Below are 24,918 nucleotides of genomic sequence, written 5' to 3' on the forward strand. Positions count from 1 at the left end.
GCTGCAATTCTTCAACATGATCGTTGCCAAATGCGCAACAGCGCCGGCACATATTTTCGCGCGGATGGTTGTCGATGCCTGATTTGACAGACGGTTATCCCTTGCGGTGCCGTTCGCAGCCCGATATTCCCGCGGGGCGACCCCAGGATTTCACGCACCATCATGCGCTTCGCCAACCCGCTTCCCGTCGATATCGTCCTGTCGGACGTGCGCGCCATTCTTGCCGAAGGCGGCCTTGGCGTTCTTGTGGCTCCGCCCGGGGCTGGCAAGACCACGCGCGTACCGATGGCTTTGCTTGACGCGCCCTGGCTTGAGAACAGGAAGATCATCGTACTGGAGCCTCGCCGGATTGCGGCACGTGGGGCAGCCGAGTTCATGGCGCGGGAGACCGGTGGCAAGCTCGGGGGCCTCGTGGGACTGCGCGCGCGACTTGCCTCGCGGGTGTCGGCTGAGACCAGGGTGGAAGTCGTCACCGAGGGCGTCTTCACCCGTATGATTCTCGATGACCCGGAGCTTTCCAAGGTCGGCGCGGTTCTGTTCGATGAATATCACGAACGCTCGCTCGACGCAGATCTTGGATTAGCTTTGGCGCTCGACGCCAGAAGCGCACTGAGGCCGGACTTGCGCGTGCTCGTAATGTCGGCAACCCTGGATGGCGCGCGTGTCGCTTCTCTGCTCGGAGGCTGTCCCGTTATAACGAGTGAAGGCCGCGCCTACCCTATTGAGACGCGCTATCTCGGCCGCACGGCGGCACGCATCGAGGATGACGTTGCGGATGCCGTCATGCGGGCCTTGCGCGAGGAAACCGGCTCCATCCTGGCATTCCTTCCGGGGCAAGGGGAGATAGTGCGAACCGCGGAACGTCTTGAAGCGCGGTTGCAAGACCCCTCTGTCGAGCTTGCACCGCTGTACGGTGCTCTCGATATGGCGGCGCAAGATCGTGCTGTGTCGCCGCCGCCGCGAGGCCGTCGCAAGGTCGTCCTTGCCACGGCGATTGCTGAAACCTCTCTCACGATCGAAGGCGTGCGCGTCGTTATCGACAGCGGGCTGGCGCGAGTCGCGCGCTATGAACCAGACGTCGGCGTATCGCGTCTGGAAACGGTGCGCGTGTCGCGTGCTTCGGCAGATCAGCGCCGAGGGCGCGCTGGCCGTACCGAACCCGGTGTCTGCTACAGGCTATGGGATGAGCCGGAGACGCAGGGCCTTCTCGCCTTCGCCGAGCCAGAAATCAAATCCGCCGATCTTTCCGGGCTTCTGCTCGACTGCGCCGAGTGGGGAACGAACGACCCGGCCGCGCTTAGTTGGCTAGACCCACCACCCGAGGGCCTTATCAAAGCGGCGCGCGACGATCTGATGGCGATCGGCGCGTTGGATGACGATGGTCATATCACCAGCATCGGCCGTCGCTTGCGTTCTCTGCCATTGCCGCCGCGTTTGGCGCGCATGGTTCTCGCGGCCGCCGAGCGTGGCGAAGCGGAAACGGCTGCGATGATCGCGGCGGTTTTGGTCGAGCGTGGCATCGGTGGCAACGATGTCGACCTCGCAGTTCGTTTGGAGACTTTCGGCCGTGACCGGGGGCGTCGCGCGCAGGATATGCGTCACCTTGCACTCGGCTGGGCCAAGAGTGCGGCCGTTGATGTTTCGCAATCCAAATCTAATGGATCGGACCGCCTGTCGCCGGCCGCAATCCTTTCTTTGGCTTTTCCAGAACGGATCGCCAAGGCGCGCGGTCCTGCGGGACAGTTTCTGCTCGCCAATGGCCGCGCGGGAACTGTCGATGCGGCTTCTCATCTGTCGCGGGCACCGTTTCTCGTGGTGGGCGAGATGCAAGGCAAGGCGGCTGCAACCCGCATACTGCTTGCCGCGCAAACCGATGAGCAGGAAGTCGCCGAGATCGCCGGTGCGCGCATCGTGACGCGCGATGAGTTGACGTTTGACGTCGACGCTGAAAGCGTTCGTGCGCGCCAAGTGCGCCGTCTTGGTGCCATCACACTGAACGCGAAGCCTCGTGCAATTTCGGCGAATGATGACGCTTCTGGCGTTTTAGTCCAGGGCATTGCAAAACTCGGCGTAGAACGTTTGCCCTGGAGCAAAGCGCAGTTGCAACTACGGGCCCGCGTCGCCTTTCTAAGGCTGGCGAGCATCGAGGATTGGCCGGACCTTTCCGATGAAGCGTTGACGCGAGACGGTTGCGCGTTCCTGCAGCCGTTTCTACAAGGTAAACAGCGCCTGTCAGACATCGGTTGCGATGATCTTGCCGCCGCGCTCGATGTATTGATCCCCTGGTCAGCGCGCCAGCGGCTTGATGCCGAAGCTCCCACGCATTTCGAGGCGCCAACGGGCAATCGGCACCCGCTCGACTATGAAGGCGCGGGCGCTCCGGCCCTGCATATCCGCGTGCAGGAGTTGTTCGGCTTGAAGGAGCACCCCGCGATTGCCCGCGGGCGGCTTCCGTTGACGCTCTATCTTTTGTCTCCTGCGCACCGGCCTATTCAGATTACCCGCGATCTGCCCGGCTTCTGGGCAGGATCTTGGGCCGCAGTCAAAGCCGATATGCGCGGTCAATATCCCAAGCATCCTTGGCCTGACGATCCTGCCAATGCCCTTCCCACCACGCGCGCTAAGCCGCGTGCGAGATAAGTCGCTTTCAATTGAGTGCGTGCAGAAGTTCCTCGTAGATCGCCAAAGTCTGCGCGATGATGATGTTAGCCGCGTAGTGCTCCTCGACCTGGCGTCGGCCTTCTGCCACGTATCGCGCGCGCAGGACGGAGTCCGTGAGGGCGGACCGCAGGGCGTCCGCGAGCGTATTGACGTCGCGTGGGCGCGCCAGCCAGCCGTTCACTCCGCTGCTCACTACGTCGCGGCAACCGGGCACGTCCGTTGTCACGACCGCACGACCTGATGCGGCCGCCTCCAGCAACACGCGCGGCAGCCCTTCGCGGTAAGAAGGCAGGCACACGATGGTAGCCTCGCGATAAACATTGGGCATATCCGATCGAAATCCCCAATGTTCGATCGTGCCTTCCGCAACCCATTTCTCGATCTCACCCTGGGTCACGGAGGCTGGATTGTCGGCGTCGGGCTCGCCAACGAGCGCAAACCGCGCCTCGATGCCGAATTCCTTCAGCCGCCGCGCCGCCGCGACGAACTCTTCGACGCCTTTGTCGCGCAGTAGTCGCGCAGGCAGCACAACAACTGGAACGCTCGCGGGCTCGGACGTGGGCGAGAATTTTACCGGATCAACCCCGGACCCGCGAACGAGCCGGAGCTTTGAGCGCGCGCCGGGCGACAGCCGCGCAACCGCTTCCAGGTCGTCCTTGTTTTGGACGAGCGTCCGCGAGCGCGGTCGGCTAAGAGCGACTCTGAGCGCGCCGGACATTAGAGGTCGCAGGATGCGGGCCTTTGCCGCTCGCGAAGTGAAAACGTAGCCTAATCCCATAACCGAATTGATCAGGGCGGTGCGGGGGAGGCTTCGCGCAGCCAGTGCGCCGTACAAAATGGGCTTCAGTGCGATATGGTGGACCAGATCTGGTGCGAGCATCCGATAGAGCTGCGTGAGTTCCGCGACGCTTCGAGGCTCGGACACGAGCCCCGTCGCTCCTCGCGAGATCTTGTTGAGGGGATGAAATTCAAGCCCGGCGGAGCGAATGATTTCGGCTTTGTCGTTTGCCCTGGCGGCGACGCAGACGTGATAGCCCGTGTCGCGCGCTGCCATGGCAAGTGGAAGCGTATCGGAGACGAAATACCAATCCTCGGTCGCAACATAGAGGATCTTTGGTCGCCTCATTCGCGGTGGTCCGTGTCTGTTGGGGTTTCCGGTCAGCTCGCCGCCGGAGACAGAAACCGGTAGCCGCCGCCGCATGCATGGTCAACACGTCGCCTTTCCTCTGGCCCCGCTGGATCGTCGGCCTTGTGAATAATGGCGAATTTTGCGACTTTCCGGGCTCACGTTTCGGATTCGAGGGTTCTGGACGAAACCTCAAATGGGGATGCGCGAGGGGAAAAATGAAAGCCATCATTCTTGCAGGCGGCAGCGGAACGCGGCTCTATCCGATGACACTTACGGTCTCCAAACAGATCCTTCCTGTCTACGACAAGCCGCTCATTTACTATCCGCTTTCGGTCCTGATGCTGGGCGGAGTACGCGACATATTGGTAATTTCCACGCCGCGCGACCTGCCGGGATTCGCCGGGCTTTTGGGCGATGGGCGGCAGTGGGGCATCAATCTTTCCTATGCGGAACAACCGCGGCCTGAAGGACTGGCTCAGGCGTTCATAATTGGCGAGCGTTTCATCGGCAAAGACCCCTGCGCTATGGTATTGGGAGATAACATCTTCTTTGGCCATGGCTTGTCTGAGTTGGTCCGCAATGCGTTTGTTCCGCACAAAGGGGCGACAGTGTTTGCGCATCAAGTTTCTGATCCGGAACGCTACGGTGTGATTTCGTTTGATTCCGCGGGGCAGGCGACGTCGATCGAGGAAAAGCCCATGCGACCAAAGTCCAATTGGGCTGTGATCGGGCTTTATGTCTATGACAACGACGTCGTAGCGATTTCCAAGGACTTGCGGCCTTCACCGCGCGGTGAACTGGAAATCACGAGCGTCAACGCCGCCTATCTCGCCCGTGGAGATCTCAACGTCCAACGCCTCGGAAGGGGATATGCCTGGTTTGATACCGGCACGCCCGACAGTCTCCTAGAGGCTGCAAATTACGTGGCGACCATCGAAAAAAGGCAAGGCTTGAAGGTGGCGAGCCCTGAGGAGATCGCGGTCAGGCAAGGGTTTATTACACCTAGCGAGTTGGAGCGTCTGATCGCGCAACGTTACTCTAAGAACGACTATGGGAATTATCTCAAAGGGGTTCTTTCCGAGTTTTGATTGTTCGAAGGACAGACTTGGAACGGCCTGATGGGATGTCACGGCGCTGCGGGCTGAGCGCAATCGATAGGTGATTGAGCGTGCCGGCTATTGCGCCGGCCAAACACGAAGGAGAGCCACGGTGATAGAAGCGGGAAACTTTTTGATCGTCGATGATCATCCGCTTTTTATCGAGGCTCTCCAGCGCGCCATTAAATCGGCCATGCCGCAGGCCGTAACCGTGGAAGCCAGTTCCATCGAGAGTGCCAAGGTGGAGTTGCAAGGCAAGACTCGCTTCGATCTGGTCCTTCTCGATCTTTCCATGCCGGGAACGCGCGGTTTCGATGGCTTGCTGGAATTGCGCGGCCTTTATCCCAAAATGCCGATTGTGGTCGTTTCCGCGCTCGAAGATCCGCGCATTATTCAGGAAGTCATGAGCTATGGGGCGGCAGGCTTCATCGCAAAATCCGTGGGCCGAGAAGAACTGGCTGAGGCCTTGCAACAGGCGATGGAAGGGTCAGTTGTGCTTCCCAAGGCCTACAGCCCTGTCGAAACCTCAAAGACAGGTGCAGTCAAGAACGACATTGCACATCGGTTGCAGACCCTCACGCCCAAGCAGCTCAGCGTTCTTAAGATGCTTCGCCAGGGCTTGCTCAATAAACAGATCGCGCACGAATTGAAGATCGAGGAAACGACCGTTAAGGCCCACGTTTCAGAGATTCTCCGCAAGCTCAACGTCTCTTCGCGCACGCAAGCCGTCATCGAGGCGCAGAAGATTGATTTCGACAACATCCTCGAAAGTGACGAAGACGAGCAGGACTGACGCCCGCAGCGGTCTCCTCCCGAGAATGCCCTGTCGTGAGTGTGGGTCTGCCGTCGCGTCAGTTATTTTAAGAGATGCTGCATAAGTGCGCGCAGTTCAGCCGGTTTGACCGGCTTATGCAGAAGCTCGCACTGGCTCGTGCGGGCACCTTCAGCCGTTTCATTGGTGCGATCCGCGGTGATGAGGATGGCCGGTACGTCCTCGTTCTGCAAAACACGAATTCGCTTTACAGCGTCAAGTCCCGATAGGCCTTCATCGAGATGATAGTCGGCCAGAATGATTGCCGGTTTGAATGCACCTTTGCCCATGATGTCGCCGATGTCGTCAAAGTCTCGGGCCAAGCGGACGTCCGCGCCCCAGCGACTCAAAAGCGACTGCATAGCCTCCAGAACGGCAAGATCATTGTCGATCACAATGACGGGGATCTCCATGCGTCCGTAGCTGGCTGGGCCGTTGATGTTGCGTCCTGGGTTTAGCGTCGGCAGCGCGGCGTCTGTTGTGGGAACGCAGATCGAGAACCGCGTGCCGTGACCCTCGCGCGAGCACAGCTCTAAAGGATGGTTCAACGCTTCCGACATGCGCTTGACGATCGACAAGCCCAGGCCGAAGCCTGTTCCCCCGGACCGTTCGGACGCTACGCCGCGCTGGAACTCTTCGAAGATGCGTTCGCGCTCCTGCGGGGAGATGCCGGGGCCCGTGTCCCAAACCTCGATGCGAACATGATCGCCGCGCATGCGCGCTGCAAGCAACAAGCCGCCCTTCTGTGTGTAGTTCATCGCGTTCGCGAGCAGGTTCTGCAGGATGCGGCGAAGCATCAAGGGGTCGGACGCCACCGTCTGAGGCGCGGACCGTGAGCTGACCAAAAGTCCCTTTTTTCGCGCTATCGGCTGGACGTTGGAGATGAGCTGCTCAAACAATGCGTTGAGGGCTATGGGCTGCACTGCTGGGACCAGAACGCCAGCTTCGAGCTTGGAAAGGTCGAGGATCGAGGTGAGCAGATCTTCGATGGCGGACAGCGAGGTGGAGACATTGGCGGCGAGACGCTGATTTGCGATTTGCTCCTGAGCATCTGCGAGTTCGCCAAGAGACAGCCTAGCGGCATGTAGGGGTTGAAGCAGATCGTGGCCGACAGCGGTGAAGAATCGCGTCTTGGTACGGTTCGCGCGTTCGGCGGCATCGCGCGCCGATTTCAATTCTTCGTTCGCCTTCTCCAGTTTTGACAACGCACTCTTAAGTTCTTCGGTTCGTGCGCGGATCTGGTTTTCCAGGCCAATTGCTGTCTGAAAAAGAGAAAAGGCATTCGCCTGCTGGTCCATCGAGCGCTCAACGCGCTGCATGAGTGCATTGTTGATTTTGGTGAGCTTCTCGATGCGCCGTTCGAAATCGTCTGCGTCGTGCCGTCTCGGAGGGAGGGTGACGTCCGGCATTGTCAGATCCCACTTTCCGACTTGCCGAATGCGATTCCGGTCAGGGTCTGATTGAGGTGCATCGCGTTGTACTGTTCGCCGTAAGTATGGAAGCCGACGACGCCATACCGCCTGTAGAGTTCGTCGACATTGTGCCGAACTTGCCGGCTTTCCGCGTCAAGGCGTCTCAGAATGCAATCGAAACCTATAATCAGATCAGTGCCGCCGAGATCGCGATCAACCCGCTCCAGTGTCTCCATTGTCGATTTCAGCATATCGCGAGGGCGGGCAACCGTGAACACAAGCCCTTCGTCGATGGCGCAAAAGAAAGACAGAGACCCATCGGGGTTCATGTTCCGGATCGAGCGACAATAGTAATCGCCGCCAATTTTCACCACGAGGGGGTATGACGCAAAACTGAAGGGGCCAAGCTCATCGGGCATCAATCCAATGGCTGCCGCGTACTCGCGCGCCGCCGGCTCCGCGTTCAGTTCGTACACGATGCGGTTTTCTGCATTCGCCGCGGTCACGACCAGTTTGATCGGCGTTGGCTCGAAGTTCTGGGTCTTGAAGACGCGGAACGGATAGGCGCTCTCGATAAGAAAGAGCAAGGCGCTGGCGCGAACGATGCGTCCGCGATGAACAAGAGCCGTATTGCGAAATGCGAGACCGTCTCCCGCCGAGCCGCCGATCAGTTCGATGTCGTCTAAACCCCAGTGAACGGCAGCCGTCAACGCCTCTTCTTTGTTGGCCAAACCGTCGGTCAGCATCAAGGCGAAGATCTGCCCCATGACTCCACGATCGTTTCCATCGCTAGCTTGTGTGCGCAGTCGACGCGCGATCTCAGTGCCGCGTTCGACCCCGGGCGCCGTGGCGTCTGGAATTGCCTCGCAGAATACACGGAAGCCTTTTTCGGGAAACGCGATCAAAACAACCCCGCCCTGCATCATCCCGAGCGGCCCGAATTCCCCCGCTGTTGAGCAACCCGAGATGGGCGTTTCTGGGAACGCGGTGTTCAATGCTTCGACGAGCTGAACCGGATCGTGCTCGATCGAGAAGAAGGCGATGATGTGCTGATAGTGCTCGTTTCCAAGCTCTGCCTTGACGGCGCGCACGGCCTCGCGTGTAGACGATTGTGACGTGGCCGCAACGCGGATGCCGCATTCGGCCAAGGTGGATTGATGAGAGTCTTGAGACACGGATCGGGCGTTCCTCGCAGCGCGCCGCCGACTTCTCGTTGAGTGAGCCAATTCGGACAGTCGCCAGAACGGCCGGAAACCTTTGAGCGGTGCTTCGGCAAGGTTGCCACGGGGCGCTAGTGGAGGCAACGGCAGGGAGAATATTGGCCTTAACCCCACAACAGCGGATCGTTAGGGTTGAGCGCAACGGTGAGACGGATGCCGGCCCGTTGGGCCTTTTGCCAGACGACAGTGCCGGTGAAGCGGCGGCCTGTTGACAAGGCAACGACAGCATTTTCCCCCTCCACGAGCCCATTTACCTGCTCCAGACCGATGCCCCCCTGCGAGACGTCGCGCACGAAGGCGTACTGGGTGCAGCGGTCTACCGTCACGGTGGCGGGCTGGCCAAGGATGCGTCTGGCTGCGCGCCGGCGTTGGGGTAGCGCGGGCAAGAATGGATGGCCGTTGGCGTTCAGGCAGGGCGACTGTCCCCGGGCTGCCGCATTGAGCAGCCGCATGAGAATCCCTGCGCTAAGATTGTAAAGTTCCGGGAGAGCGGCTTGGGTCGAACGGTCGAGGTTCCAGATGGCTTCGGCTGCGATATCGGATGCATGGCGCCAAACCTGGGCGAGAGAAAGCTGGTGGAGGGCTATCGCACGCTCCACGCCAATCATGCCGCAATCGGAGAAGTAGTGCTCCATCTCGCGCAAAGCAGGGTCGAGGCCAGCGACAAACGTGGAGATGGCATCATGCACATCGGGCAGTTGATTGTGTCGCTCAAGAATTCGCAAAGCGAGGGCCATCCCGTTGGCGTTAGGCAGGTAGCTTTGAAGATCGCTCGGCGAGCACATCACGCCGGGTTTGCTCATGGCGTTGATGGTGCTGGAGATTGCCGCCGTCAGAAGCGCGGCGCCCTGAGAGTCGGTCACGAGCTTTTCCAGCAGTGGATTTGCAGGCTCCACCTCGGGCGGATCGGTCCAAGGATCAAGGCAGGGCGGCAGTTCGGTCGAAAAAGACATGAGAACCCAAGGTTGAATATGAACTTCAACCTTAGATAGCAATTACACGCTAATGATTGGTTAGGATTGTGCGGTCTGAGTGAATTGTACGAGAGATATTTTCGCTATTTATTAGTAATTTATCTGGCTTCGACCAAGCCGCTATCCATCAACCTTCGATGGAAGCTCAAAATCTCTCTTTTATTCGCACAGGTGTAATAGCGGCCATCGCAAAGTTCCAGAAGACGCAAGCGCTCCGCGTATGAGGGCGACAGGGGAAGACCGGCTTCTTCGAGCAGCAACGTTCCCAGATAGGGCACCTCGAGCGTGTCAACCGCAGGCAGAGGCGGCGGCGTGTAGTTGATGCCATTGACGGAATAGTAGGTAACGAAGCCTGGGGAATCAGGGTCGAGCTTCATGTCCTCGGCGGCGAACGACTGGTCGAAGCCCAGATAGGTGCGAGTCGCGACGGGTTGATGGTCGCCATACTGAACGATCAGGAACCGCTCGTTGGGGAAGCGGTCCTTCAACTGCGCGCGGAATGCATCGTAGTCCATCTTCGCCATCGCAAGGCGGCGCAGGTACTCATTCATCTCAGGGTCCGTTCCCGGTGCGCCGCCTGAAGCAGTCTCGTTGGGCTCATAAGTGAAATTGTAAGGCAGGTGCGTCGCCGAGGTAATGACGAAGCTGAACGTCGGGCCTTCCCCGATGTGCTTCTGAAGGTGGGAGAGCACATTTGCGTAGTAGAACTTGTCGCGTTCGTTGAAGCGCTTAGCGCCTTGAGCCTTGAAGTCGTATATCTCGGGCATGCCAACGGCAGCATAAAAACGTCCGTTCGACACGAAGTCTTTGGGCACAGGATAGAACACGGAATTATGGTAGCCGCACCGCGACAGCGCCTGTGGAAGCGTGTCGTGGATCTTTCCCTGCATGAGCGATTGCACGAATGTACGCATGCCGCCGAATGAATACGTCGAAACACCGGCGAGCACGGAAAACTCGGTAAGCCACGACGCGCCGCCGTAAGTCTCAACCCTCAATTTGTGCAACTGCCCATCAAAGGAGCGAAAGAAGGGATCAAGCGAATGGTCGTAGGCGATCTCCGGGAAGTGCGATGGCGGCACCGCGCTTTCCTGATGGATCAGCACGATGTGAGGCGGCTTTTCCATCATCGGGCAGGTCGTGGGAATCGTGAACAACGGCCTCTTTTGCGATTTCAGCGCTTCCAGAAGCTGGCCCTCCATCAGCGTCTCCATCGTCTCGGACCACGACGCATAGAATGACGAAAGGTAGAGGTTGTCCCAATAAAAGAGCGTATTTCGCCGCTCGCCCTTGGCGTACGAAGCCCACATGGCCAGGCAAGAGAAAATCACCAAAAGACCGCCGCTCAGGACGCGAGAAATTCGCGTGCTGTCCCACACGTAGAGCACTCGGGCGAGAAGGGCGGTGAGCAGGAATGAAGCGATGATGGCGATCAGGTAGGCGCGATGATCGACCCATAAGAAGCGGATTGTCGCCCATGAAGTCAGGTAGAAAACGACATCGTAGGCGTGCAGAACCATCTCGATGTAGCGGCGCTTGACGTCGGCGGCGACCACGATCATCGCAACAACCGCTGCAACGGTTGCCATCGACATGAGCAGCCGCCGGCTTATCAGAGTCAGAGCGGCAACGAGCGCGGCAGTGATCGAGGCGGCGAAAATGATGTTCTCGCGCCAGCCTTCATAGAACCAGTGGTAGTAGGCAAGCCCAGTCGCAATGAGCGCCGATAGCACATAGGATAAAGGCGGCGCGATCTTACCCGCGGCTTCTTGCGGATCTGATAGAAAGGCGTAGACGCGGCGTTGTTCGCTCGTTTCGTAGCTCATTCCACATTTCTTAGTTGGAGAGACGGCCGCCTGAGCCGACGCATCGGCATCATGTGAACCTAACCTTGCGGCAAGGCCAAGGCATAGGGCAAGCTTAGTTGATCTTTAATGGCAACGCAAAAAAAGGCCCCGGTGCAAGAACCGGGGCCTTGAAGTTAAACAGGCTGGAGGTGCGCAGTTGCGTATCAGCAATCCAGAGTGTGATCGCGCTCCCACTGCGTGAAGTGGGAAGCATACGAATTCCACTCGTCTGTTTTCAACTTGATGTAAGCGTCCGCAAACTCGTTGCCCAGTGCCGCCTTCAGGCTTGTGTCGGCGTTCAGATTTCGCAGTGCATCAAGAAGATTGAGGGGAAGGCGCGGTGCGTCCTTCACCGTATGGCCCATCTGGTACATGTCGATGTCCAGGCGCTTGCCGGGATCGGCCTTCGAGCGGATACCGTCCAGACCGGCTGCAATAATGACGGCTTGCAGGAGGTAAGGGTTGGCGGCGCCATCTGGCAGACGCAACTCGAAACGACCCTTGCCCGGCACGCGAACCATGTGCGTCCGGTTGTTGCCGGTCCAGGTAACGGAGTTGGGTGCCCAGGTTGCACCGGACGTCGTGCGCGGAGCGTTGATGCGCTTGTAGGAGTTCACCGTGGGATTGGTGATAGCCGACAACGCTTCGGCATGTTTCATGATGCCGCCCAGGAAGTGGTAGCCTTGTTGGGAAAGGCCGATCTCATCCGAGGGATCGAAGAACATGTTGGTGGTGCCGTTCTTGTCCCATACCGAAATGTGCGCATGGCAGCCCGACCCGGTGAGGCCGGCGAACGGCTTGGGCATGAAGGTCGCGCGCAGTCCGTGCTTTTCAGCGACTGAGCGGGTCATGAACTTGAAGAATGAATGGCGGTCGGCGGTGGTCAGGCAATCGTCGAAGTTCCAGTTCATCTCGAACTGGCCGTTCGCGTCTTCGTGGTCGTTCTGATAAGCGCCCCAGCCGAGATCCAGCATGTAGTCGGAGATTTCGGCGATCACGTCATAGCGGCGCATCAGGGCCTGCTGATCGTAACAAGGCTTGGAAGCCTTGTCCTGAGGGTCGGAGATCATGGTGCCATCGGGGGAAATCAGGAAGAATTCGCACTCGACGCCGGTCTTTACGTAGAGGCCCAGTTTGGCGGCTTCTTCCGCTTGCTTCTTCAGAACGACGCGCGGGGCCTGATCGACGTGCTTGTCTTCCATCACGCAGTCGGCGGCCACCCACGCCACATCCTTCTTCCAGGGGAGTTGGATCACGGCCGACGCATCAGGCATCGCCAGCATGTCCGGGTGGGCGGGTGTCATGTCGAGCCAAGTGGCAAATCCAGCGAACCCAGCTCCGTCCTTCTGCATATCGCCGATAGCCGAAGCGGGCACGAGCTTGGCGCGCTGCGATCCAAAAAGGTCCGTAAAGGAGACCATGAAGTATTTGACGCCGCGCTCCTTGGCGAAGTCGGAGAGATTCTGGGTCATTGTTTTTCCTCGTTATCGTTTGCGCGGTGGCGCGCTTATTTGTGCGTTTTGTTCTGAAGGTCAAAAAAAGGGGCGGCCTTAAAGGCCGCCCGTTCCCGTAACACCAGGAATCCAGGAGGTGCCTGCCAGCGGCACACGTGCCATGGCTGCTGCCTCAAGGGTCAATGCGCAAAGATCTTCAGGTTCGAGGTTGTGGATGTTGTTGTGGCCCGCCGCCCGCGCAATCGTCTGAATCTCGAGCGTCATGACCTTAAGATAGTTGGCCAGACGACGGCCGGCCTTGACCGGATCGAGGCGTTTCTGAAGGTCGGCATCCTGCGTCGTAATACCGGCGGGATCCCTGCCTTCATGCCAATCATCATAGCTGCCTGTGGTCGTGCCGAGTTTGTTGTACTCAGCTTCCAGCGCAGGATCGTTGTCGCCGAGCGCAACCAGCGCGGCGATGCCGATGGAAACGGCATCAGCGCCAAGAGCAAGTGCTTTGGCGCAGTCGGCGCCGGTGCGGATGCCGCCCGATACGATGAGCTGGACCTTGCGATGCATTCCCAAATCCTGCAGCGCCTGAACCGCGGGACGAATGCAGGCAAGGGTCGGCAAGCCGACATGCTCGATAAACACTTCTTGCGTGGCGGCGGTGCCGCCCTGCATACCATCCAGAACGACGACGTCCGCGCCGGCCTTAACCGCAAGAGCAACGTCGTAGTATGGACGCGTGCCGCCCACTTTCACATAAATGGGCTTTTCCCATTCGGTGATCTCGCGAAGCTCCAGAATCTTGATTTCCAGATCGTCCGGGCCGGTCCAGTCGGGATGGCGGCAAGCCGAACGCTGATCGATGCCCTTCGGCAGGTTGCGCATTTCGGCGACGCGGTCGGAGATTTTCTGGCCGAGCAGCATGCCGCCGCCGCCAGGCTTGGCTCCTTGACCGACCACGACTTCAATCGCGTCGGCTTTGCGCAGATCGTCGGGATTCATGCCATAACGCGACGGCAGATACTGGTAGACGAGGGTCTTGGACTGCCCGCGCTCTTCCGGCGTCATACCGCCGTCGCCGGTTGTCGTCGAGGTGCCGGCGAGGGATGCACCACGGCCGAGCGCATCTTTAGCGTTCGCCGAAAGCGCGCCGAAGCTCATACCGGCGATAGTGATCGGAATCTTCAGCTCGATTGGCTTCTTCGCGTAGCGCGTTCCAAGCGTAACGCTGGTAGAACATTTTTCGCGATAGCCCTCGAGCGGGTAGCGGGAAACCGACGCCCCTAGGAACAGGAGATCGTCGAAGTGAGGCACGCGCCGTTTAGCGCCGCCGCCACGAATGTCGTAGATGCCGGTCTGTGCGGCACGGCGGATTTCAGACAGCGTGTAGTCATCGAAGGTCCACGACTTACGCGGCGTGGTCGGGGGGTTATGATAGCTCATCAGTAGGCATCCGCGTTGTCGATGTTGAAGTTATAGAGCTTGCGAGCCGAGCCGTAGCGCTTGAACTCGTTCGTCTTCACGTCCTGGAGTCCGGCGCTTTCGAGTAGCTTCGCGAGCGCTTCGTGGTGCTCAGCGCGCATTTCCTTTTCCACGCAGTCAGCGCCGAGGCTCTTGACGCTGCCGCGCACGAAAAGCTTGGCTTCGTAAATGGAGTCGCCGAGAGCGTCGCCTGCATCGCCGAGGACGACGAGATGGCCGGACTGCGCCATGAACGCCGACATATGGCCGATGTTGCCCTTGACGACGATGTCGATGCCCTTCATCGAGATGCCGCAACGCGACGAAGCGTTACCCTCGATGACGAGAAGTCCGCCGCGTCCGGTGGCTCCGGCGTATTGGCTAGCGTCGCCTTTGATGGTGACGCGGCCCGACATCATGTTTTCGGCAACGCCGGGGCCGGCGGAGCCGTGCACCGTAATCGTCGCCTTCTTGTTCATGCCTGCGCAGTAGTAGCCGACACTGCCCTTGACTTCGACTTTGATGGGCGCGTCGACGCCTACTGCAACCGCGTGAGCGCCGCGAGGATTGAGCACCTCCCAGGAATCCTCGTTGGTTCCGTCCTTTTGACGATGCAGGGCTTGATTCAATTCACGTAACGGCGTTGCCGCCAGATCAATCGTTCTCATTGTCGTTTCCGCTACCCGTTTGAGGAGGTGTTAGTGCTTGCGTTCCCAGAAATAGACCGTCGAGGGTTCGGGCTCCCAAACGCGCGCCTTATCGATGTCGGGAAGGCTGGCGAGCGCACGGTATTCAGAACCGAAAGCGACGTAGTCGTCGGTCTCAGCCATGACGGCAGGCTTGCAAGCGATCGGATCACGGATAACGCCAAAGCCGTCTTTGGTGCCGACAACAAATGTGAAGAAGCCGTCGAGATCGTCCAGGCTCTTCTCAAGCGCTTGGCCCAGGTTCAAGCCCTGCTTCATGCGCCAGGAGAGGTAGGCTGCAGCGACTTCCGTGTCGTTCTCGGTTTCGAACGTCATGCCGTCGCGCTTGAGTTCCCGGCGCAGGCTGTTGTGGTTTGACAGCGAGCCGTTGTGCACGAGGCACTGATCAGGACCGGTCGAGAAGGGATGCGCGCCAAGCGTGGTCACGGCACTCTCGGTTGCCATGCGGGTATGTGCGACAGCGTGCGTTCCGCTCATGTGCTCAAGGTCGAAGCGCTTGGAGACTTCGGTCGGGTATCCGACTTCCTTATAGATCTCGATAGCCTCGCCAGCTCCCATCACGCGAACCGAAGGATGATGAGCACGAACAGCAGCGCGTGCCTCGTCAGCCTTGGCCGCCGGAACCGTCAACACCGCATGTGTGGACTTCACCACAAGCTTTGCAGGCGCGCAGATGACTTTCGAAACCGCGTCGGCGAGGCCGGCAAAATCAGAGTCAGGATTTGCGGACTGCAAAGTGATCTTGGCCTGGCCCGGCTCCGTCGCGCCGTACACAGCAAAGCCTGCCGAATCCGGACCACGCTCGCACATGGTGGCCAGCATCGTGGAGAGCATCGAGCCCAGCTTGGGTTCAAGCGCCTTGTTCTTCAGAAAAAGTCCGACAATTCCGCACATGGGATTTTGCCCTTCGGTTGCGACTACATTGAGCGCGATCCTAAGGCAGCTTTCAGACAAATGTCAATTAGGGGGAAAATAAATTTCTTTGCAGGAAAATTGTGCAGCGCGGTCGAGAACCGCTCAGGGGTCATCTGCGGGGATAGATAATGATCGAAAGGTACGACATCGGTGTTTTGAGCAGATTGACCGGGCCGTGAGGAGCCGCGCTGTCAAACAGTATCGCGTCACCAGGTTTGAGGTGGTAGGAGCGGTCGGCGTGGGCGTATTCGACCTCCCCCGACAGCATGTAGATGAACTCAATGCCGTCGTGCTGGAAGGCCGTGTAAGGTACGGCATCCTCGGTGAGATTGATCAGGTAAGGCTCGACGACAACGTCGCCTCCGAGCGAATGACCCAGCAATTGATACTGGTGACCGACCTTGGTGCCTCGGCGCCGGATAATGACGCCTTCTCCCGACCTGACGAACGAACAATCCCGCCGCTGCTCGAATGAGGAAAATAGCAGTGCAATCGGCACATTAAGCGCGGAAGCTAAGGTCTGGAGAGTGTTGAGCGAAGGCGAGATCTGTCCGTTTTCGATCTTCGATAACATGCCTGGAGAGATCTCGGCCGCAGCCGCAAGCTCCGCCACCGTCAGCTGCGCCTCTTTACGCTGCTGACGGACCCGAAGACCTATCGCTTGCTCAAGGGTCCGTGTGGAAGCGCCCGGTGCGCCGGAGCCAGTGTTGAGTTCTTCTGCTTCTTTAACAGTTACAGACTTTTTGCTGCGATGTTCTGCCATGCCTAGCCCACCGTTGGCGCACGGCCGTCAATACGCAGGTGCGCCGAGTGGGGGCACGATACAACGCTTTTTCTCTGATAGACAACGGCTTATTGGGTCGCCGAAGCGGCGACCGGCCCAGCTGAACGGTTTCCTATCCGCCCACTGACGGGCTGAATTCCGTGGCAGCTTCGGTCAGCCAGCCCCAGAAGCTGGTTGCGTAGGAGCGCGGACAGGCGAGCGTGAATGTATCTCCCTGCTCTGACAGCCAAAGCAAAACGCCGATATGGGAGGCGTGTGTGATGGCCGCGCTACCTGCCGGAAACGCCTTCGGGTGAAGGTCGATCGGCACACCCTTGGAAAGCACTTGGCGCGCTTTGGGACCGCGGATCGTCGCGAGTGCGCGTGCATCGCTCTGATCGGCGACCGACGCCAGGCCCGCGAGTTTTTCGGCAAGCTCTTTTTCGAGATTTTGGCTCGTCAGGTTCTGAGTCGATTGCGAGACGGCAAGCCACTGCTCGGGCCCCGCCCACACGAAGGCGAGGTTGGGGCCGCTGACAATGCGCGGCGACTTGGGAAGCGACACGCCGTACAGTTCTTGCACGCGCGCGGCGAGAGCCTCGCTCTGGCCTCTGCGTGCGGCAACGTGAGCGATGCCGATACCGTCAAGAACCGAAATTGCTACGGCGCTGCGGCTCGATGCGAGCACGCTGGCAAAGGCATTAGCCGGGGTGAGTGTGAGACTAGACACGCAGGCGTTCTCCTTCAGGATCGAAGAATACGGGCGACACGACCTCGACCAGGGTGTCACCGTTACGGACCGGGTCGTAGGCGCGCACAATTTCACCCATGCGGTCGGCTGCGTTGGCCAGGAGGCCCAGGCCGATCCAGTGTCCGCACATGGGTGAATAAGCGACCGACGTCAGATAGCCCTGATCGTTGGAGGCAAAGTTGCCGGCACCCTTCGGCAGCAAATGCGAGCCAGCCCGCAGCCGGGCCGAACGGTCGACAGGGCGGAAGCCAACAAGGGCGGGGCGGGCAGGATCGGCAAGACCTTCGCGGCCAGCCAGAACGCGCCCGATGTAGTCCTTCTTTTTCGATGCCATCTTGCCAAGGCCAAGATCCGCAGCGGTTGTGATGCCATTGATTTCGGGGCCGCCGACGTGGCCCTTCTCGATACGCATCACGCCGAGGGCTTCGGTGCCGTAGCAAATCGCGCCAAACTCTTCGCCAGCTGCCATCAGTGCGCGGATTAGGGCGTCGCCGTAGCGCGCGGGCACACCGATCTCGTATGCAAGCTCGCCAGAGAACGACAGACGATAGATGCGTGCGCGGATCCCGTTGCATACGGTGATCTCCGCGACCGCCATGTAGGGAAAGCCCTCGTTGGAAATGTCGAAGGGCGCATCGACCAACTTGGCAAGCAGCTCACGCGAGCGCGGTCCGGCGACCGAGTACTGCGCCCACTGGTCCGTGGCCGACGTCATCTGCACGTCGAGTTCGGGCCAATGCCATTGGTGGCAGTATTCGAGATGCTGCATGACCTTGACCGCGTTTACGGTTGTCGTCGTCATGAAGAACCTGTCCGGCCCAAATCGTGCCGTCGTCCCGTCGTCCATCACGATGCCGTCCTCACGCAGCATCATGCCATAACGCGCTTTGCCGATGCCCAACGTCGAGAACATGTTGATGTAGACACGATCGAGGAACGTGCCGGCGTCCGCGCCTTGGATCTCGATTTTGCCGAGCGTCGAGACATCGCAGATTCCGGCCGCTGACCGCGTTGTCTTCACTTCGCGGGTGACAGTCGTGAGCCAATCGCTTTCCCCCGCGCGCGGGAAATACTGCGGACGCATCCACAATCCGGTTTCCACCATGACCGCGTCCTGCTCCTTGGCCCAGTGATACGATGGCGGCAGGCGCGTCGGCTTGAAGTCTTTTCCGCGATGATGACCGGCAAGCGCGCCAAGAGAGACAGGCGAATAGGGCGGACGGGCCGCCGTGATGCCGGTTTGCGGAATGGACTTGCCCGTCAGTTGCGCGAGGATCGCGAGGCCGTTGACGTTAGCGGTCTTGCCCTGATCGGTCGCCATACCCATCGTGGTGTAGCGCTTGACGTGCTCGATGGAGCGATAACCTTCGCGCTCCGCCAGATCGATGTCGCTGGCGGCGACGTCGTTCTGGAAATCGACGAACGCCTTGTGCTTGGCTTCCGTCACACGCCACAGCGGGACGATGCCATAAGTTTCTGCGTCTGCTTTCGGAGAGGCGGGAACTTGCGCGCTCACTCCGGCCGCCATCGCCGCAGCGGCGCCAGCTTGGGAACCTTGCGCAAAACAGTCGGGAAGCGAGAAGGCTCCCTTGGCAGCACCAGCAACTGTCATGCCCCGCGGGCACACGCCCGGAATGAAGGCGGCGAGGTTCTCATCCCATTGAGGCCGGCCACCTTGGTGCGTTGTGATCTGAACGTTGGGATTGTAGCCGCCTGAGACCGCAATGAGATCGCACGAGACGTCGAAAGGCGTGCCGGATGCTGGAACGATACGCGCACCTTTGACGGCGATCCGGCCCTTTGCGTCCGACACAACGCCACTCACCAGACGAGCGCCTGTGGTCTTGGCAGCATCGCGAACCGCATCGCTCGGCTGCGGGCGGCTATCGACGATTGCCTCAACTCGGACTCCGACCATCGTCAAGTCGCGCGCGGTTGCTGCAGCTTCATCGTTGTTGGCGAAGATGACAGCGCTCTTGCCCGGCGCTACGCCGAAGCGGTTGACGTAGGTGCGCACGGCACTTGCCAGCATCACGCCCGGCAAGTCGTTGTTACCGAACACGATGGGCCGCTCGGTTGCGCCTGCCGCAAGCACGCACTGCTTGGCAACGATCCGCCAGAGCCGCTGACGCGGTTGGTGAGCGCGCGGCTTGGGGAGGTGGTCGCTCACACGCTCGACGGCGGCGAATGTTCCGCCATCGTAGGCGCCAAATACGCTCGTGCGCGTTAGGATCTGAACCTCCGGCATGGCGCGCAGCTCGGCTTCTGCGGCGTGAACCCACTCGTGCGCGGGCTTGCCGTCGATGAGTTGCGTTTCAGAAAGCAGCCGGCCGCCAAGGGCAAAGTTCTCATCGCATAAAATGACGCGCGTACCTGCACGCCCTGCAGCCAGCGCTGCCATCAAACCTGCTGCACCGCCACCGATGACGAGCACGTCGCAGAACGCATTCGATTTGTCGTAAGTGTCGGGATCGGGTTCGTCGGCAGCACGTCCGAGACCGGCGGCGCGACGGATCATCGGCTCGTACAACTTCTCCCACAGCGCTGCGGGCCACATGAAGGTCTTGTAGTAGAAGCCAGCGACGAAAATAGGGGACAGCAGCGAGTTGATCGACATGACGTCGTATCTGAGCGACGGCCAGCGGTTCTGGCTCGCTGCTTCAAGTCCGGGATAAAGTTCGATCATGGTCGCGCGCGTGTTGGGTTCGCGTCGCGGGCCGGTGCGCAACTCGACGATGGCGCTGGGCTCTTCGGAGCCCGCGCTCAAAATGCCGCGTGCGCGGTGATACTTGAAGGAACGACCGGTGAGAACAACGCCGTTTGCGAGCAGCGCGCTGGCGAGCGTATCGCCCTGAAAGCCATCGTAGCTCTTGCCGTCAAATGTGAAGCGGATCGGCTGGCGGCGGTCGATGAGGCCCTTGCCGGTGACGCGATTGATCTGCGAAGTGCTCATGTCACGCGCCTCCCCTGGCAGCGTTGCGCTTCAAGGCGACATCCTTTGCCGTTTCGATCGACAAGATCTCGTGTGTGCGCGTATCGCGTTCTACGACCAGCCATGCGTGACAGCCGGCGGAGTGATACCAAAGTTCTTTGTGCGGCCCCGCCGGGTTCTTGCGCTCATAGGCGTAAGTGTAGAAATCGGCCGCCGCACTGGCACCATTGGGATCAGGTCGGCTGACGGTCGCGTCGCCAATGTAGAGATATTCATCAAGACTGCGTTCGCCGCAGTAGGGGCAAGAGATGCGCATTATCTAAGTGCCTTTTTCAATGCAAATTGGGCTGATTGCCCATGCCCTTTTCGTCAATCATCCGGCCGGTCGCGAAGCGGTCCAGCCGATAGGCGCGCGCCGTGTCATGGGGTTCGTCGCGTGCGATCAGATGTGCGAAGGTGAGGCCAGCGGCCGGCGTTGCCTTGAAGCCGCCGTAGCACCAGCCCGCATTCAGATAGAGGCCATCGAGCGGGGTTTTATCGATGATTGGAGAGCCATCCATGGACATATCCATGATGCCACCCCATGACCGCAGGAGACGAACGCGGCCGATGCGCGGCATCAACGCCATACCGCCTTCGAGCACGTCTTCCACAACAGGTAGGTTGCCGCGCTGAGCGTAGGAATTGTAGCCGTCGAGGTCACCTCCGAACACGAGGCCGCCCTTGTCGGACTGGCTGATGTAGAAGTGCCCCGCTCCGAACGTCACGACGCCGTCGATGAACGGCTTGATGCCTTCGGTGACGAAGGCCTGCAGCACGTGGCTTTCGATTGGCAGCGTCAGGCCAGCCATGGCCGCAACGCGCGAGGAGTTTCCAGCGCACGACAACGCCAGCTTCTTAGCGCGGATAAAACCGCGTTTCGTCTCGACGCCGACGGCGCGGCCGTTCTCGACGCGGATCGCGGTGACTTCGGCGTTCTGAATGATGTCGACGCCGAGCCGGTCTGCACCGCGGGCATAACCCCACGCAACCGCATCATGGCGTACCGTGCCTCCGCGGCGTTGGATCAGGCCGCCTTTGATCGGGAACCGCGCGTTGTCGTAGTCCAGCCATGGGTACATGGATTGGACCTCGGGCCGGTCGAGCAACTCTGCATCGACGCCATGTAGGCGCATGGCATTGCCGCGGCGGGCATAAGCATCGCGCTGACCATCCGAATGGTAGAGGTTGAGGATGCCGCGCTGGGAGACCATTGCGTTGTAATTGAGGTCCTGCTCCAGGCCCTCCCACAACTGCATCGCCAGCTCATAGAACGGTATATTGCCAGGAAGAAGGTAGTTGGAACGCACGATGGTCGTGTTACGACCGACATTGCCCGAGCCGATCCAGCCCTTCTCGATGACGGCGACATTGGTGATGCCATAGCGCTTGGCAAGGTAATAAGCCGTCGCCAATCCATGTCCGCCGCCGCCGACAATGACGACGTCATATTCCGCCTTCGGCTCGGGCTCTCGCCAGGCTGGCTTCCAGCCGGTGTGACCCTTCAAGGATTGGCGGAGGACATTCCAAATCGAATAATGGTCGATCAGCATGCGTAACTCGCTGAGTTTTCAAGCGGCGGCCGATCCTGGGCCGTCTAGGAACGGATCAACTAATATATGAGCCTGTATTTGCCGATAATATAAGTTTGAGTTATAGTGTGATATGTCTATCAAACCTGATGTTCTGCCCTTCGACCTGCGCGCGCTCGAGATTTTTCTCAGCGTTTGCGACACGGGGGCGATGGCGTCGGCAGCCCGAGCGCTGGGTTTAACTCAACCAGCCATCTCGCAAGCCATCGCGGAGCTGGAGGCACGTACGGGCACGGTGCTGTTCGACCGAAGTGTGCGTCCGCTCGGGCTTACCCCGGCGGGGGGCGTCATGCGCCAGCGCGCCGCGGCTCTTCTTTCCGAAGCCCGCCAGATCGCGCCTTTGCTGAAAGAAGCCGATCAGGGCAAGCTTTCGCTCATTCGCGTCGGATTGGTGGATAGCCTAGCGCGCGCGTTGAGCCTGCCGATCGCGGAGTTTCTGCACACGCGCGCGGAGTCCGTGCAAGTGCAATCCGGCTTCACGGCAGCTCACGCGGGAGCCTTGTTGACGCGCAATCTCGATCTTTTCGTCGGCGCGGACGAATTGTCGGAAGTCGCTGGCCTGCAACGGTTTGAGTTGGTCAGCGAGCCCTATGTGTTGTTGCTTCCCGTTGAGGTGACGCCGCCCGTCAATGCAGCCGGACTGCGCGAGCTTGCAAGCACCGTTGGCTTCGTGCGCTACAGCGCGCGGTCGAAAACCGGCATCGAGATCGAGAGGCATTTGCGGCGTTTGAGTATCGAAATTCCATCGGGATACGAATTCGATACGCCGTTCGGTGTGCACGGTATGGTCGATGCAGGACATGGTTTTGCGATCACGACGCCGCTCTGTATCGCTGAAGCGCCGCTCGACGATGTGCGCACGTGCGCTGCCGCTTTGCCTGGCCCAAAGCTGACGCGAACGCTGACGTTAATCGCGCGCCGCCATGAACTTGGCAACCTCCCGCGCGATCTTTCACGTGCCTGTCGCGACGCTCTCGAAGCATCAGCGCTGAAGGACTTGCGTGCGGTGATGCCATGGCTGGGAGCAGATCTAGTCTGCTCTCAGTGACGATCACGGAGACGGGAATTTTTCCCGATATTTCCGCGCCTTGCAGTCTTTCGTCATCATGTTACTTTGTTACGGTCCTCAGCCATCGAGTCTACCATGTCGCTGCGCCGCAGATTGCTTGCGTTGATCCTTCTCATCTTGCCGCTCAGTCTCATCGTCGGCGGTTTACTCAGCTTTTTTTACTCGCTTAGCGTCGTGGAGAGCGAGGTGAGAATTGCGCTCAATTTAGCTGGCAACTCGGTGAGCGAGGCGGTTTCCCAAATCAATCCGAACGGCGATCCAAGCCAACATCTGGCGCGACTGGTGGCAACCTTCGACAACGATCGGGACGTTCGGGTGAGGCTGGTCGGTCCCGATGGCAAGGTGCAGAGATCGTCTCGGCCGTTGCCGACGATGCCGCCTGCGCCCAAATGGCTGCAAACAGCACTCTATCCAGAGGCAAAGACGGTTGTCATTCCACTACCCGATCGCATCAGCCAGTTCGGCTCGATACGTCTGGATGGTGTGGCAGACAATGAGATTTCCGAAGTCTGGGAGGAAATGAAACTGCAATTCGCGATCCTTGCGGGCTTCTTCACACTGATACTCTGGCTCGTCTCCTTCACGCTCGATCGCGCGTTACGTCCCCTAGACAAGCTCGCTACTGGTTTGGGCGAGGTTCGCCGCGGTAATTTCAACGCTCAAGTTGCCGAAAACGGTCCGCAGGAACTCAATATCATCTACCGCGAGTTCAACCGCATGGCTCAGGGGCTGCAGGAAGCCGAACGGCGCAACAAGCTCCTTTCAACTCAGTTGGGTGCCGTTCAAGAAGAGGAGCGCAAAGAGCTGGCGCGCGATCTTCACGATGAGGTCGGGCCATTCCTTTTCGCCATTGATGTCGACGCGCAGACCATCCCGGAATTCATTGAGCGTGGCACGCTCGGCGACGTTACCGCGCGCGTGAGTGCCATTCGTCAATCGGTGGCCCATGTGCAAGCCCATGTGCGCGCAATCCTTGGGAGATTGCGGCCCACGCAGTTTCTCGATCTCGGACTTACGCACGCAGTCGACTACCTGACGGCATTCTGGAAGCGGCGGCATTCGGATCTGACTATCCATGCAGATTTCGATCAGTCGAGCTATGGCCCCGAGGTCGATGATGTTGCCTTCCGCATCGTTCAGGAGTCCCTGAACAACGCCATTCGACATGGCGAGCCCACACACATTCAGATCAAGGGATATGCCGTGTGCGACCGTGATCCAGCTGTGCTTGAGCTTTCGATCGTCGACGATGGAGGTGGCATCTCGCCGATGGCGGGTGCGGGCTTTGGAATTGCGGGAATGCGCGAACGTGCGGAAGCCATCGGCGGATCGCTTGATGTCGCTCCAAGCCAATCTGCTTCAGGTATCGCTGTGGTCGCAAGGCTGCCACTGCCAGACGGAACGTGTCTGTGCGCTCAACGAGACGCGGCACAGATAGAGAATGACATTGAGGAAAAAGGTCAAAGACTATGAAAGTTCTTATCGTGGAAGATCACGCGGTCGTACGCGAGGGCGTAAGCCGGCTGCTCGGCGTGCATTTCTCCGCAACGGTGCTTGAGGCAGCCGACGTCGAAACGGCGCTGAAGATCTACGCAGAACACAAACCCGATATCGTACTTCTCGATCTCAACCTGACGGGAGTTGGCGGGTTGGAGATGCTGCGGCGCGTTCTGGCAATCGATCCGTCAGCCAAGGTTCTGATCTTCTCGATGCACGCAGAGCCGGCATTCGCTAGTCGCGCCATCAAGGCCGGCGCAAAGGGCTATGTCAGCAAGAGCGCGCCAGTTGAGGAACTCGTCGCTGCCGTCCGGCGCGTGCACGAGGGCGGGCAGTACGTCGACCGTGAGATGGCCGCTGCCCTCGTTTCCGCACCAGGCGCGGCGGGCGATCCCCTGAATGTGCTGACTGCGCGTGAGCTTGAGATCCTACGCCTGCTTGGGCGAGGCAAGAGCCTTACGGCCATCGCAGATGCGCTTGGCGTAGCCTACAAGACGGTCGCCAATAACTGTAGCCACATGAAGGTGAAGTTGGGCGTGGAGCGCACGGCGGATCTGATCCGTCTGGCGGTGCAGAACCTGGAAACGTGAGGCCCG

General features: G+C 59.7%; 20 protein-coding genes. 6 read left to right on the top strand and 14 right to left on the bottom strand.

Features of this window, described 5'->3' with window-relative positions; genetic code table 11:
* The first annotated feature begins 162 nt into the window (after positions 1-162).
* The gene (hrpB, locus tag R3D51_05920) at positions 163-2,640 is read left to right on the top strand and encodes an ATP-dependent helicase HrpB (protein ID MEZ5899013.1); all 2,478 of its coding nucleotides are present in this window, start codon (positions 163-165) and stop codon (positions 2,638-2,640) included.
* 7 nt (positions 2,641-2,647) lie between these two features.
* On the opposite strand, the gene R3D51_05925 is transcribed toward hrpB, so the two are convergent.
* Entirely contained in the window at positions 2,648-3,787 is a 1,140-nt protein-coding gene (locus R3D51_05925; GenBank protein ID MEZ5899014.1) for a glycosyltransferase family 4 protein, read from the bottom strand.
* Between the two features lie 218 nt (positions 3,788-4,005).
* Between R3D51_05925 and rfbA the strand changes: the two genes are divergently transcribed.
* The gene (rfbA, locus tag R3D51_05930; GenBank protein ID MEZ5899015.1) at positions 4,006-4,878 is read left to right on the top strand and encodes a glucose-1-phosphate thymidylyltransferase RfbA; all 873 of its coding nucleotides are present in this window, start codon (positions 4,006-4,008) and stop codon (positions 4,876-4,878) included.
* A gap of 121 nt (positions 4,879-4,999) precedes the next feature.
* Entirely contained in the window at positions 5,000-5,680 is a 681-nt protein-coding gene (locus R3D51_05935) for a response regulator transcription factor (GenBank protein MEZ5899016.1), read from the top strand.
* A 62-nt stretch (positions 5,681-5,742) separates the two neighbouring features.
* Here R3D51_05935 and R3D51_05940 read toward each other — a convergent pair whose 3' ends face one another.
* The 13 genes from R3D51_05940 to R3D51_06000 form a co-directional block, all read right to left on the bottom strand.
* Positions 5,743-7,107: a hybrid sensor histidine kinase/response regulator gene (locus tag R3D51_05940; GenBank protein ID MEZ5899017.1), complete on the bottom strand. Its 1,365-nt coding sequence runs from the start codon at positions 7,105-7,107 to the stop codon at positions 5,743-5,745.
* 2 nt (positions 7,108-7,109) lie between these two features.
* Positions 7,110-8,285 (bottom strand): FIST N-terminal domain-containing protein, encoded by a 1,176-nt coding sequence (locus R3D51_05945; GenBank protein ID MEZ5899018.1) that lies wholly within the window; start codon positions 8,283-8,285, stop codon positions 7,110-7,112.
* 149 nt (positions 8,286-8,434) lie between these two features.
* On the bottom strand, positions 8,435-9,283 hold the full coding sequence (locus tag R3D51_05950) for a PilZ domain-containing protein (protein ID MEZ5899019.1): 849 nt from the start codon (positions 9,281-9,283) through the stop codon (positions 8,435-8,437).
* Positions 9,284-9,402: 119 nt separating this feature from the next.
* Positions 9,403-11,130 (bottom strand): sulfatase-like hydrolase/transferase, encoded by a 1,728-nt coding sequence (locus R3D51_05955; GenBank protein MEZ5899020.1) that lies wholly within the window; start codon positions 11,128-11,130, stop codon positions 9,403-9,405.
* A gap of 185 nt (positions 11,131-11,315) precedes the next feature.
* Entirely contained in the window at positions 11,316-12,623 is a 1,308-nt protein-coding gene (gene glnT / locus R3D51_05960; GenBank protein MEZ5899021.1) for a type III glutamate--ammonia ligase, read from the bottom strand.
* Positions 12,624-12,701: 78 nt separating this feature from the next.
* A complete protein-coding gene (locus R3D51_05965; GenBank protein MEZ5899022.1) occupies positions 12,702-14,039 on the bottom strand; it encodes an FMN-binding glutamate synthase family protein in 1,338 nt (445 codons plus the stop codon).
* On the bottom strand, positions 14,039-14,725 hold the full coding sequence (locus tag R3D51_05970; protein ID MEZ5899023.1) for a GXGXG domain-containing protein: 687 nt from the start codon (positions 14,723-14,725) through the stop codon (positions 14,039-14,041). Before R3D51_05970 ends, R3D51_05965 begins: the two co-directional genes overlap by 1 nt.
* A gap of 30 nt (positions 14,726-14,755) precedes the next feature.
* On the bottom strand, positions 14,756-15,658 hold the full coding sequence (locus tag R3D51_05975) for a glutamine amidotransferase family protein (protein ID MEZ5899024.1): 903 nt from the start codon (positions 15,656-15,658) through the stop codon (positions 14,756-14,758).
* Between the two features lie 130 nt (positions 15,659-15,788).
* Complete coding sequence (locus R3D51_05980) at positions 15,789-16,442, bottom strand: XRE family transcriptional regulator (GenBank protein ID MEZ5899025.1); 654 nt, start codon at positions 16,440-16,442, stop codon at positions 15,789-15,791.
* Positions 16,443-16,575: 133 nt separating this feature from the next.
* Positions 16,576-17,172, bottom strand: coding sequence for a sarcosine oxidase subunit gamma family protein (locus R3D51_05985; GenBank protein ID MEZ5899026.1), 597 nt, complete (start codon positions 17,170-17,172; stop codon positions 16,576-16,578).
* Entirely contained in the window at positions 17,165-20,146 is a 2,982-nt protein-coding gene (locus tag R3D51_05990) for a sarcosine oxidase subunit alpha family protein (GenBank protein MEZ5899027.1), read from the bottom strand. The genes R3D51_05985 and R3D51_05990 overlap by 8 nt, the downstream gene beginning before the upstream one ends.
* A 1-nt stretch (position 20,147) precedes the next feature.
* Positions 20,148-20,441 carry a sarcosine oxidase subunit delta gene (locus R3D51_05995; protein ID MEZ5899028.1) on the bottom strand — a complete coding sequence of 98 codons (294 nt, stop codon included), beginning with the start codon at positions 20,439-20,441 and terminating at the stop codon, positions 20,148-20,150.
* Positions 20,442-20,457: 16 nt separating this feature from the next.
* Positions 20,458-21,717, bottom strand: a complete 1,260-nt coding sequence (locus tag R3D51_06000; protein ID MEZ5899029.1) for a sarcosine oxidase subunit beta family protein — start codon at positions 21,715-21,717, stop codon at positions 20,458-20,460.
* 112 nt (positions 21,718-21,829) lie between these two features.
* Between R3D51_06000 and R3D51_06005 the strand changes: the two genes are divergently transcribed.
* The 3 genes from R3D51_06005 to R3D51_06015 all read left to right on the top strand — a co-directional run bounded on the left by R3D51_06005 (position 21,830) and on the right by R3D51_06015 (position 24,912).
* On the top strand, positions 21,830-22,804 hold the full coding sequence (locus R3D51_06005) for a LysR family transcriptional regulator (GenBank protein ID MEZ5899030.1): 975 nt from the start codon (positions 21,830-21,832) through the stop codon (positions 22,802-22,804).
* A gap of 96 nt (positions 22,805-22,900) precedes the next feature.
* A complete protein-coding gene (locus R3D51_06010) occupies positions 22,901-24,298 on the top strand; it encodes a histidine kinase (GenBank protein ID MEZ5899031.1) in 1,398 nt (465 codons plus the stop codon).
* On the top strand, positions 24,295-24,912 hold the full coding sequence (locus R3D51_06015) for a response regulator transcription factor (protein ID MEZ5899032.1): 618 nt from the start codon (positions 24,295-24,297) through the stop codon (positions 24,910-24,912). Before R3D51_06010 ends, R3D51_06015 begins: the two co-directional genes overlap by 4 nt.
* Positions 24,913-24,918 lie beyond the last annotated feature (6 nt).

Source organism: Hyphomicrobiaceae bacterium (assembly GCA_041397645.1).
GTDB lineage: Bacteria > Pseudomonadota > Alphaproteobacteria > Rhizobiales > Hyphomicrobiaceae > Hyphomicrobium_B.